The organism is Rhodococcus sp. NPDC055024, assembly GCF_053608585.1.
Genome location: NZ_JBSGVT010000028.1, coordinates 16,570 through 28,187 on the forward strand (window position 1 = coordinate 16,570; position 11,618 = coordinate 28,187).

The 11,618-nt window shown below is 62.8% G+C and carries 10 protein-coding genes and 2 tRNA genes; 5 read left to right on the forward strand and 7 right to left on the reverse strand.

The genetic code is table 11. The features are described from left to right. Positions 1 to 21: 21 nt before the first annotated feature. The 4 genes from ACWF6P_RS31080 to ACWF6P_RS31095 all read right to left on the reverse strand — a co-directional run bounded on the left by ACWF6P_RS31080 (position 22) and on the right by ACWF6P_RS31095 (position 3,116). Entirely contained in the window at positions 22 to 684 is a 663-nt protein-coding gene (locus ACWF6P_RS31080) for an ATP-dependent Clp protease proteolytic subunit (protein ID WP_003944539.1), read from the reverse strand. Between the two features lie 48 nt (positions 685 to 732). Beyond that, entirely contained in the window at positions 733 to 1,320 is a 588-nt protein-coding gene (locus ACWF6P_RS31085) for an ATP-dependent Clp protease proteolytic subunit (RefSeq protein WP_007730960.1), read from the reverse strand. A 216-nt stretch (positions 1,321 to 1,536) separates the two neighbouring features. Continuing rightward, entirely contained in the window at positions 1,537 to 2,910 is a 1,374-nt protein-coding gene (gene tig, locus ACWF6P_RS31090) for a trigger factor (protein ID WP_452623612.1), read from the reverse strand. Between the two features lie 132 nt (positions 2,911 to 3,042). After that, a tRNA-Pro gene (locus ACWF6P_RS31095) sits at positions 3,043 to 3,116 on the reverse strand. A gap of 440 nt (positions 3,117 to 3,556) precedes the next feature. Here ACWF6P_RS31095 and ACWF6P_RS31100 point away from each other — a divergent pair. Both ACWF6P_RS31100 and ACWF6P_RS31105 read left to right on the forward strand, forming a co-directional pair. Beyond that, positions 3,557 to 3,630, forward strand: a tRNA-Gly gene (locus tag ACWF6P_RS31100). 197 nt (positions 3,631 to 3,827) lie between these two features. Continuing rightward, positions 3,828 to 4,580, forward strand: coding sequence for a DUF1542 domain-containing protein (locus ACWF6P_RS31105; RefSeq protein WP_452623618.1), 753 nt, complete (start codon positions 3,828 to 3,830; stop codon positions 4,578 to 4,580). A gap of 13 nt (positions 4,581 to 4,593) precedes the next feature. On the opposite strand, the gene ACWF6P_RS31110 is transcribed toward ACWF6P_RS31105, so the two are convergent. Continuing rightward, positions 4,594 to 5,391, reverse strand: coding sequence for an Fpg/Nei family DNA glycosylase (locus tag ACWF6P_RS31110; RefSeq protein ID WP_452623613.1), 798 nt, complete (start codon positions 5,389 to 5,391; stop codon positions 4,594 to 4,596). Between the two features lie 15 nt (positions 5,392 to 5,406). Further along, entirely contained in the window at positions 5,407 to 5,880 is a 474-nt protein-coding gene (locus ACWF6P_RS31115; RefSeq protein WP_452623614.1) for a ribose-5-phosphate isomerase, read from the reverse strand. A 100-nt stretch (positions 5,881 to 5,980) separates the two neighbouring features. Between ACWF6P_RS31115 and ACWF6P_RS31120 the strand changes: the two genes are divergently transcribed. Beyond that, complete coding sequence (locus ACWF6P_RS31120; RefSeq protein ID WP_452623615.1) at positions 5,981 to 6,859, forward strand: M48 family metallopeptidase; 879 nt, start codon at positions 5,981 to 5,983, stop codon at positions 6,857 to 6,859. Here ACWF6P_RS31120 and ACWF6P_RS31125 read toward each other — a convergent pair. Beyond that, entirely contained in the window at positions 6,847 to 7,470 is a 624-nt protein-coding gene (locus ACWF6P_RS31125) for a DsbA family oxidoreductase (RefSeq protein WP_378537991.1), read from the reverse strand. The genes ACWF6P_RS31120 and ACWF6P_RS31125 overlap by 13 nt on opposite strands. A gap of 166 nt (positions 7,471 to 7,636) precedes the next feature. Between ACWF6P_RS31125 and ACWF6P_RS31130 the strand changes: the two genes are divergently transcribed. Next, positions 7,637 to 8,872 carry an NAD(P)/FAD-dependent oxidoreductase gene (locus tag ACWF6P_RS31130; RefSeq protein ID WP_452623616.1) on the forward strand — a complete coding sequence of 412 codons (1,236 nt, stop codon included), beginning with the start codon at positions 7,637 to 7,639 and terminating at the stop codon, positions 8,870 to 8,872. A gap of 65 nt (positions 8,873 to 8,937) precedes the next feature. Continuing rightward, a complete protein-coding gene (gene pepN, locus ACWF6P_RS31135) occupies positions 8,938 to 11,517 on the forward strand; it encodes an aminopeptidase N (protein WP_452623617.1) in 2,580 nt (859 codons plus the stop codon). Positions 11,518 to 11,618: the final 101 nt, after the last annotated feature.

An 11,618-nucleotide genomic window follows, 5' to 3' on the forward strand; every position in this document is an offset into this window, starting at 1 on the left:
TCGACACGAGGCGGAAATCGACTACTTCTGTGCGCTGAGCTTCCGGTAAGCGAGCACGTCGTCGATGATGCCGTACTCCTTGGCCTGCTCGGCCGTGAGGATCTTGTCGCGATCGGTGTCGACGCGGATGGTCTCCGGATCCTTGCCCGTGTGCAGCGACAGCGTGCTCTCCATGAGTCGACGCATACGCTCGATCTCCGCAGCCTGGATCTCCAGATCGGAAACCTGACCCTGGATGCCGCCCGTGGCCGGCTGGTGGATCAGAATGCGCGAGTTGGGGAGCGCGAAGCGCTTGCCCGGCGTACCACCGGCGAGAAGCACCGCAGCTGCCGAAGCAGCCTGACCGAGGCAGACGGTGGAAATGTCGGCACGGACGTACTGCATCGTGTCGTAGATCGCCATCAGCGCGGTGAACGAACCACCGGGCGAGTTGATGTACATGGTGATGTCGCGGTCCGGATCCTGCGATTCGAGAACCAGCAACTGCGCCATGAGGTCATTGGCGGAGACGTCGTCGACCTGCGAGCCGAGGAAGATGATGCGCTCCTCGAACAGCTTGTTGTACGGGTCGGACGTCTTGACGCCGTAACTGGTCTGCTCCGTGAACTGGGGCAGGATGTAGCGCGATTGGGGGCCTGACGGCGCCTGGCCGCCCAGCGAGTTAGCTCCGAAAAGATTGGTCATCAGTTCTCCAAAGTATGAATTGGGCAGCGAAAGGATGGACGAACCGGCTCAGTTGCCGGTGCCGCCGGCCTGATTCGCACGGGAGACGACGTGGTCGACGAAGCCGTACTCGAGAGCTTCCTTCGCCGTGAACCAACGGTCACGGTCGGAGTCCGCGGTGATCTGCTCGACCGTCTGACCGGTGTGCTGAGCGATCAGCTCGGCCATTTCGCGCTTGGTGTGCTTGAACTGCTCAGCCATGATCGCGATGTCGCTGGCGGAACCACCGATACCGGCGGACGGCTGGTGCATCATGATGCGGGCGTGAGGCAGTGCGTAACGCTTGCCCTTGGTGCCGGCCGAGAGGAGGAACTGACCCATCGACGCCGCAAGGCCCATGCCGAAGGTGGCGATGTCGCACTCGGCGAACTGCATGGTGTCGAAGATTGCCATACCGGCGGTCACGGATCCACCGGGCGAGTTGATGTAGAGCGAGATGTCTCGCGTCGGGTCCTCGGCCGAGAGCAGCAGGATCTGTGCGCACAGCTTGTTGGCGATGTCGTCGTCGACCTGGGTACCGAGGAAAATGATGCGCTCTCGCAGCAAGCGCTCGTACACCGAGTCGCTGAGGTTCAACCCAGCGGTCGCTGAAGTCATGGCGGGACTCTGCAAAGTCTCCAGGTGATTGGAAGTCACGGTACCTGCCTTCTATGTGGATCTACTTGTGCGGTGGATCGTCTATGCGAAACACTTCTACTGACACAGACAGTAACGAAGTAGGGCGGCACCGGAGTCCCGGTGCCGCCCTACTTCGCTCAAAGCGGAAAACTCAGTGCAGTCGATCGTGGTGAAAACACCCGTCCGCCTGCGTTTTTACTTGTCTTCGCTCTCGGCGGAATCAGACGCATCCGCTTCGATTTCGTCTTCGCTGCTGCCGAACAGCTCTGCGGTGTCGACAACGGCACCGGAGGTGTCCTTGACACCGGCCGACTCGACGACGGACGCGAGAGCCTTGCCGCGACGGACGTCTGCGAAGACGGCGCCGAGCTGGTTGGCCTGCTGGATCTGCTGGATGAACTGCTCCGGAGCCATGCCGTAACGCTGCGCCTGGAACAGGATGCGCTCGGTGAGCTCGTCCTGACCGACAGTGACGTTGCCCGCATCGGCGATCGAGTCGAGCAGGAGCTGCGTCTTGACGGAGCGCTCAGCGGCTTCCTGGGCATCCTTGTCGAACTCTTCGCGGCTGCTGCCCTGCTCTTCGAGGAGCTTGTTCAGTGCCTCTTCGTCGTGATCGAGACCGTGAACGGCGTCGTGCAGTGCAGCGTCGACCTCGGCCTTGACGACGGCCTCCGGCAACGGAACCTCGACGGTCTCGAGCAGCTGCTCGAGAACCTTGTCGCGGATCTGACCGGCCTGCTCGACCTTGCGGACGCGTGCGACGCGCTCACGGAGGTCTGCCTGCAGTTCTTCCAGGGTGTCGAACTCGCTGGCGAGCTGAGCGAACTCGTCGTCCTCAGCCGGAAGCTCGCGCTCCTTGACCGTCTGCACGGTCACGGTGACAACAGCTTCCTTGCCTGCGTACTCGCCTGCGACCAGAGTCGACGTGAAGTCCTTGGACTCGCCGGCCTTGAGGCCGATGATGGCTTCGTCGAGGCCCTCGATGAGCTGGCCCGATCCGACCTCGTGCGACAGTCCGCTCGCGGTTGCCTCGGCAACGTTCTCTCCGTCGACGGTGGCCGACAGATCGATGGAGACGAAGTCGCCGTCCTCGACCGCGCGGTCGACGCCGGTGAGGGTGCCGAAACGCTGACGCAGCGAAAGCAACTGCTCTTCGATGGCTTCGTCGGTGATCTCGATCGGATCGACCTCGACGTTGATGGAGCTGAAGTCAGGGAGCTCGATCTCGGGGCGCACGTCGACCTCGGCGGTGAACTCGAGGAGCTCGCCGTCTTCGATCTTGGTGACCTCGATCTCGGGCTGGCCGATGGCCTTCACGCCGGCGCTGGTGACAGCCTCGGAGTAACGCGACGGCAGAGCGTCGTTGACGACCTGCTCGAGCACAGCGCCACGACCGACACGTGCTTCGAGGAGGCGGGCCGGAGCCTTGCCGGGACGGAAGCCGGGGAGACGAATCTGCTGCGCGAGGGCCTTGTAGGCCTTGTCGAAATCAGACTTGAGTTCCGCGAAGGGCACCTCAACGTTGATACGGACTCGCGTCGGGCTGAGCTGCTCGACGGTGCTCTTCACGAAACTTCGCTCCTTCGTCTGGTCTTGCTCACAACTTGTGTTGAATCGGTACTGCTGGATGTTCGGTACTGCTGTCTGGCGCGGCACTTCACTCCCGTGAGAGCTGGAGGTGAAGTGCCATGTACGTACTTGTCGGGATGACAGGATTTGAACCTGCGACCCTCCGCTCCCAAAGCGGATGCGCTACCAAGCTGCGCTACATCCCGTTTCCGATCACATGAAACACCGAACACATGAAACACACGATACGGCCATCTGAGGCCACAAAGACAGCGGGCCACAAAGGCAGCCACCATCGGTGACCGCGCACAACCCTATCGCGCTCACTACTCTCTCACGAACCCGACCGTCATTTGTAAACGGCCCGCCTGTCCGACCCCGTCAGTATGGCAGCCGACCCGCGGCCCCGCTGATGCCGTTGCCTGACAGTCCTCGACTGGCCGTCCCCGACTGACCAATCACGACACCCGGACTGGAAGCTGCGCCGCCGGTAAGAAGCCCCGACTCGCCGAGCAATTCGGCAATTCCCCAGGTGAACGACGGTATCGGACTTCCCCGACCCCCCGATTATGAAATCCGGTGGGGCATTGGGTACAGTTTCGTATCGCAGACGACGAACACGGCGATCCCGAGTTGTCGTATGCACGGGGATGTAGCTCAATGGTAGAGCCTCAGTCTTCCAAACTGATCACGCGGGTTCGATTCCCGTCATCCCCTCCATCAGGAGGGAAACTCCACACAACAATCCGCATCGGCCTGGCCGGTGCGGATTTTTTTTGCGTTCGAACTCTGTGCACCCAGACCACTCCCTCGGGGTCCGTATCCTGGAGTTGTCCGGATCGATTCTGCTCGGGAGGCCACTCGTGACCACGATTCTTCTCATACTCGTCGTTCTGGCCGTAGTCGTATTTCTGGTCATGAAAAGCCAGCAACGCGGTTCCGGCCACAGCGCAACACAACTCGACGATGCGAAAGCCGATGCCCGGCAGGCGATCGAACGCCTCGGCGGTCAGGTCTACAACCTGACCGGCAGTGACGACGCCTCGCGCCAAGCCCTCGCCGACGCAGGCGAACGGTACAACGCCGCAGGCTCGCAGATCGATCAGGCCGCAACGCCGGTTCAGGCTCGTCTCGCGAAACAGACTGCCCTGGAAGGGCTTTACTACATCCGCGCGGCACGGGTGGCGATGGGCATGGATCCGGGGCCGGAAGTTCCCTCCATCGACGGACAGAAGGCTGCGGGTTCTGTCACCGAAGACCGTGAGGTCGAATTCGAGGGCCGCAAGGTCGCCGCATCACCCAATCCGTCTTCGCACACACCCAACTATTACCCCGGTGGACGAGTCGCAGGTCGCCCGGTCCCGGCCGGCTGGTACTCCGAGCCTTGGTGGAAGCCTGCCCTCGTCGCCGGCGCCTGGGGTCTGGGTTCGATGATGCTGTTCTCGACCATGTTCTCCGGAATGGCCGGGGTTCCTTACGGCGCAGAAGCTTTCGCCCAGGGTGACGATCCGAATGCTGACCAAGGCTCCGACCAAGGCGACCAAGGCTACGACTCAGGCGACCAGGGGTACGACCCTGGCAACCAGGGCTACGACTCAGGTGACAGCGGGTTCGGCGACGGCGGGTTCGGCGACGGCGGGGGCATGGACTTCGGCGGCATGGACTTCTAACCGTTCGACTGTTCTAGCCAGCCTGACACACCGGGCACCAGAACAGATTTCGCGCCTTCATGACGGAATGCAGGATCGGTGTGCCGCACACGCGGCACGGCGATCCTGCTCTTCTGTAGACGTAGGTCCGCGGACGATCCTTTGCGTACGCCGGATCGCCGTTGTCGTGCTCGGCGCGAACGACGTGCATCTTCCCGCGTCTGACGCCGACTTTCATCAATTCGACAAGGTCTGCCCACATGGCGGTCCACTCGCCGTGAGAGACGAGATTCCCCGGTCGTTCAGGGTTGATTCCGTGACGAAAGAGAAGCTCGGCGCGATAGACGTTGCCAACACCTGCGAGGACCGCCTGGTCCATCAGCAGGGCGCCGATTGCCGTCTTGGACTTGGAGATTCGCATCCAAGCCTTCTGCGGATCCGCGTCGCGGCGCAGTGGGTCCGGCCCGAGCCTGGCTTCTATCGCGGCGACCTGTGGCGGTAGCAGGACTTCGCAGGCGGTGGGACCACGAAGGTCGGTGCCGAAATCGGCACCGACCATTCGCATCCGGACCTGGCCTACCGGTTCTTCCATCGGTAGGGCGGCGTCGGTGAACTTTCCGTACAACCCGAGGTGTACGTGAACTGTCAATCCGTTGTCGTACGTGTGCCAGAGGTGCTTTCCCCAGGCATCCGAGAACGTGAGTACGTGTCCGTCCACCAGGCGCGCGTCCTCGGCGAATCTGCCTTGCGGACTGAGGACGCGGACCGGTGCACCGACGAACTTGCGGGCATGCAACCGTGCCAGCCGGTGCAGGGTATGACCTTCAGGCACGGAACAACTTTCGGATCAGGCTTGCGGCAGAGCCGGTGCGACGCCGGTCTTCTCGTACTCGGCCAGGATGTCGATTCGACGCTGGTGACGCTCTTCGCCCGACCATGCGGTGGCGAGGAAAGCGTCGACGATGGCAAGTGATTCCTCGAGGGAATGCATACGTCCGCCGATGCCGATCAGCTGAGCGTTGTTGTGCTCGCGGGCCAGCTTCGCCGTTTCGACGCTCCAGGCGAGGGCGCACCGGGCGCCGGGAACCTTGTTCGCTGCGATCTGCTCGCCGTTGCCACTGCCACCGAGGACGATTCCCAGGCTGCCCTCGTCGGCGACGACGCGCTTTGCGGCTTCGATGCAGAAGGCCGGGTAGTCGTCCACGGCGTCGTACTCGTGAGCACCACAGTCGATGGCCTCGTGGCCGTTCGCTTTCAGGTGTTCGATGATCTCGTTCTTACGTTCGAATCCGGCATGGTCGGCACCCAGGTATACGCGCATGGCGACAATTCTCTCAGGCCCGACCAGCCGGGCGCACCCGGGTCGACGTCACACTTTCAGGAGCGCGCATCGCCGTGCGAGCGCACCTATCGTGGTGCCCATGTACCCCGTCAACGCTCAGGCTGCTGCACCCGTCGTTCGCGTGTCACCGGGCAGTGACGCGGTTCGCCACCCGTGGGAAATCCCGCTACTCGTGCTCGCAGTTCTGACGACGGTCGTCACCTATGTGGTGGCGATCGTTCTGATCGCTGCGGGTGATCTGTCGACGTGGATCCTCGTGGTGCTCGCGGCTCCGATCCTGCTGTTCCTCGCGCGAGGTCAGCTGTACGGGACGCAACAGGTCAACGGAATCAAGATGACGCCCTCGCAATTCCCGGAGGGGTACCAGCTGGTTGCCGAGGCTGCCGCACGGTTCGGCATGAAAACTCCGCCGGATGCCTACGTCGTCCTGGGGAACGGACGGATCAATGCATTTGCGTCGGGGCACGGATTTCGCCGGTTTGTCGTCGTCTACAGCGACCTGTTCGAAGTCGGCGGGCAGGCACGCCAGCCCGACGCGCTCGCGTTCATCATCGGCCACGAGGTCGGTCACATCGCTGCCGGACATGCGTCGTACTGGCGTCAGTGGGGGCAGTTCGCCTCGAACTACATTCCGGTGATCGGGTCTTCGCTGTCGCGTTCCATGGAGTACACGGCGGACAATTTCGGTTTTCACATGCGCCCACAGGGCGCTCCGGGCGCGATGGGCGTCCTCGGCGCGGGCAAGTATCTGGTCGGTCTGGTCGGGTTCGACGAACTCGCCGATCGCGCGACACTCGAATCCGGGTTCTTTCCGTGGTTCGTCAACATCTTGTCGTCACACCCGGTACTGACCTGGCGTGCGGCTGCGCTTCGCAACCGCACGCACTCAGGTCATCTGTTCTTCCGGCCCGGTCAGCTCTACCGAAATCCGGCGCTCACTGCTGCTCAATCGAACTGAGGATCCTCGGTGCGGGTCCGCTTGAGCTCGAAGAAGTGGGGGTAGCCGGCCAGCGCGACTGCGCCGTCCCACACCTTGCCTGCGTCCTCGCCTCGCGGGATGCGCGAAAGCACGGGACCGAAGAACGCCACACCGTTGACATGGATCGTCGGAGTTCCGACGTCGGGTCCGACGGCGTCCATGCCCTTGTGGTGGCTCTCGCGCAGAGCCTCGTCGTACTTGTCGGTGTCGGCGGCCTCGGCCAGTTCGGGTGGCAGGCCCACCTCGGCGAGAGACGACTTGATGACGTCGGCGAAGTCCTTGTTTCCCTCGTTGTGAATCTTCGTGCCCATCGCCGTGTACAACGGCAGGAGGATCTCGTCACCCTTCAGCTGCGCTGCAGCGATGGCGACGCGGACCGGTCCCCAGGCCTTGGTCATCATCTCGCGGTACTCGTCGGGCAGGTCGCGGCCCTCGTTGAGAACCGCAAGACTCATCACGTGGAACTTGGCCTCGATGTCGCGCACCTGCTGGGCCTCGAGAATCCAGCGCGAGGTGATCCAGCACCACGGGCAGAGCGGGTCGAACCAGAAGTCAGCAGTGTCCGTGGTCTTGCTCGAGGTTGCGCTCACGAAGAAACTCCCTATCAGTTCATGTCGGTCAGGTCATATCAGTTCGGGGACATACTCCCGTCTTGCCAACAATCATGAACCCGCAATCCTTCCCGCGCTTTCCCCCGAACCGGCTTCCGATCGCAGTAGTGTCGAAAAGAAACGAGTGCGAAGGAGTGGTTCAGTAATGAGCACCAACCGGAGATTCGTGATCGTCGGCGGCGGGCTCGCGGGCGCAAAGATCGCAGAAGCCCTGCGTGAGCGAGATTTCGACGGTGAAATCACCGTCTTGAGCGAGGAAGACCACCTTCCGTACGAGCGGCCACCGCTGTCGAAAGAGTTCTTCGCGGGAAAGAAAACACTCCCCGAATTCACCGTCCACGACGGCGAGTGGTTCCGCGACCATCGCGTCGATCTTCGACCGGGAACCACGGCAACGGCGATCGACACCGCTGCACACACCGTCTCACTTCCGGACGGTTCCACGATCAGCTACGACAAGCTCGCCTTGGCCACCGGTTCACGTTCGCGGCGCCTCGACATCCCGGGGTCCGACGCCGAGGGCGTTCACTACGTGCGAACAGTCGATCAAGCCGCTGCGCTGCTGCGCACCCTGGCCGCCGACAAGAAACTCGTCGTGATCGGTGCGGGCTGGATCGGTCTCGAAATCGCCGCGTCAGCTCGCGGTTTCGACGTCGACGTCACCGTGCTCGAACATGCCGGCCTCCCGCTCGAATCGACGCTCGGCCCGGAAATGGGTGAGGTCTTCGCCGCGTTGCACCGCCAGAACGGCGTCGACTTGCGCACCGGCACGGACGTCAGCGCAATCTCCGTCGACGGCGAACGCGCCTCGGGTGTCACCTTGAGCGATGGAACCGTGATTCCCGCCGACGCCGTGTTGATCGCTGTCGGCGCATTGCCCAACACCGAGTTGGCCTCGGAGGCGGGTATCGACGTCGACAACGGAGTTCTCGTCGACGCCGGTCTGCAGAGCAGCGACGCCGACGTCGTCGCGGTGGGAGACATCGCGGCCGCACAGCATCCGATTCTGAATGCACGAATTCGGGTGGAGCACTGGGCAAACGCGCTCAACCAACCCGAGACGGCCGCAGACACCATGTTGGGGCGGCCCGCCGAGTACGTGCGCATGCCGTATTTCTTCACCGATCAGTACGACCTCGGTATGGAATACGTGGGTCACGCACCGCATGGCGCGTATGCCCGTGTGGTCTCTCGCGGTGACGTGGACAAGCGCGAGTTCCTGGCGTTCTGGCTCGATTCCGCGAACAAGGTACTCGCCGGCATGAACGTGAACATCTGGGATGCCGGTGACGCCATCAAGGAACTGGTCGCATCTTCGCGCCCCGTCGATCCGGATCGGTTGGCCGATCCGCAGATTCCGCTGGCAGAAGTGTCCGCTTGAGTAAAGCTCTTCTCTTCGTGATGGGATGGACGTAATAGATCCGCACCATCAACGAGGAGATCTTTGTGGTCGCACCGAACCTGACACGCGAAACCGCAGCGCAACGGTCAGCAATCCTGACCGTCGAGAACTACCTGATCGAACTCGATCTCACCGACGGCAACGACGCACCCGGCGAAGAGACGTTCGCTTCGAAGACCACCGTCACGTTCACGGCTACGGCCGGGGCAAGCAGCTTCATCGACATCGTCGCTGCCCGAGTCCATTCCGCAGTCCTCAACGGAACGGCACTCGACGTCTCCGGTTACGACGAGTCGACGGGCATCAGCCTGCCCGACCTCGCTGCCGACAACGAGTTGGTCATCGAGGCCGATTGCATCTACTCCCACACCGGCGAGGGACTGCACCGATTCGTCGACCCGACCGATGACGCCGTCTACCTCTATTCACAGTTCGAGACAGCTGACGCCAAGCGCATGTTCGCGTGCTTCGATCAGCCTGATCTGAAGGCGACGTTCGACGTCCGCGTCACCGCTCCCACGTCGTGGAAAGTCATCTCCAACTCCGCGGTCGTCGAAACCCTCGCCGCCGATCCCGGCAAGCACGTCTTCCGGACCACCCCGAAGATGAGCACGTACCTGGTGGCGCTCATCGCCGGACCCTACGCCCACTGGACCGACAACTACTCCGACGATCACGGCGACATTCCACTCGGAATCTTCTGCCGCGCTTCGCTGGCCGAGTTCATGGACGAAGAGCGGCTCTTCACCGAGACCAAGCAGGGATTCGACTTCTACCACCGCAACTTCGGTGTTCCCTATGCCTTCGGCAAGTACGACCAGCTCTTCGTCCCCGAATTCAATGCGGGCGCGATGGAGAATGCCGGCGCCGTGACCTTCCTCGAGGACTACGTCTTCCGCTCCAAGGTGACCCGCTACTCGTACGAGCGTCGCGCCGAAACCGTGCTGCACGAGATGGCGCACATGTGGTTCGGCGACCTCGTCACGATGGCGTGGTGGGACGACCTGTGGCTCAACGAGTCGTTCGCAACATTCGCTTCGGTCCTGTGCCAGACCGAGGCCACGGAGTACACGAACGCGTGGACGACGTTCGCCAACGTCGAGAAGTCGTGGGCCTACCGCCAGGACCAGTTGCCGTCGACGCACCCGATTGCCGCGGACATTCCGGACCTGGCCGCCGTCGAGGTCAACTTCGACGGCATCACCTATGCCAAGGGCGCCAGCGTCCTCAAACAGTTGGTCGCCTACGTCGGGCTCGAGCCGTTCCTCGCCGGACTGCGGGAGTACTTCCGTGAGCACGCATTCGGAAACGCAACATTCGACGATCTACTGGGCTCACTCGAAAAGTCCTCGGGCCGTGATCTTTCCGACTGGGGTCGGCAGTGGCTCAAGACCACCGGCCTGAACATCCTGCGACCCGACTTCGACATCGACGCGGACGGAAAGTTCACCCGCTTCGCCGTCCAGCAGGACGGTGCTGCCCCCGGCGCCGGTGAGCGTCGAATCCACCGGATCGCCATCGGAATCTACGACGACGTCGACGGCAAGCTGGTGCGCACCCATTGCGTCGAACTCGACCTCGATGCTGCGGAAAGCACGGTTGTTCCCGAACTTGTCGGCGTTGCCCGCGGTGCGCTCGTGTTGGTCAACGACGACGATCTGACGTACGGCTCCGTGCGACTCGATCCCGAATCGTTGGCGACGGCGATCGAGCGGGTCGGCGACATCACCGACTCACTCCCCCGCACCCTGGTCTGGTCGGCGGCGTGGGAAATGACCCGCCAAGCCGAACTGAAGGCACGCGACTTCGTCGCACTGGTCGGACGCGGAATCAGTTCGGAGACCGAAGTCGGTGTCGTGCAACGCCTCTTGCTCCAAGCCCAAACCGCCATCGGTTCCTATGCCGATCCCGACTGGGCCGAGGCCGAAGGCTGGACTAGCTTCGCCAATCGGTTGCTCGAACTCGCACGTGAGGCAGAGGCCGGGTCCGACCATCAGCTGGCATTCGTCAACGCACTCACCGGTGCTGCGCTCTCGCCGTGGCACACGGAGGTTTTGCGCGAATTGCTCGACGCCGATCCGTCCACCGTCGGGCTCGACGGCCTGATCGTCGACACCGACCTGCGCTGGCGCATCGTCGGAGCACTCGCAGCTGCCGGCGAGATCGACGCCGAAGGAACCGCAACGCCTTTCATCGACGCCGAAGCCCAGCGCGACCCGACCGCTGCGGGCGCTCGTCAAGCCGCGGCCGCCGCGGCCGGACGTCCGCAGGCCGCTGTCAAGGAAGAGGTCTGGGCGAAGGTCGTCGGCGACGACTCGGTGCCGAACATCACCGCACGATCGATCATCGGCGGGTTCGCTCGCGAGGGCCAGGACGAACTGCTCGAGCCCTTCGTCTCCCGCTACTTCGCCGACATCGCGGCGGTGTGGGAACGACGCTCGAGCGAGGTGGCACAGACGGTCGTCATCGGGCTCTACCCGGCGTGGTCGATCTCCGAAGAATCCGTCGCGGCAGCAGACCGATTCCTCGAAGGCGACATCCCTCCCGCATTGCGCCGTCTGGTCGTCGAAGGCCAGGCCGGTGTGGTTCGTTCACTCGCAGCACGAAAGTTCGACGCGAGCTGACATGCGAAAGGCCGGTGCCCCCGTACATTAAAAACAATCCAATCGGGCACCCGCCAGTGTGTTAAAAAAAAAGGCGCGGAAAATTAGGCTGCCAAAAACCG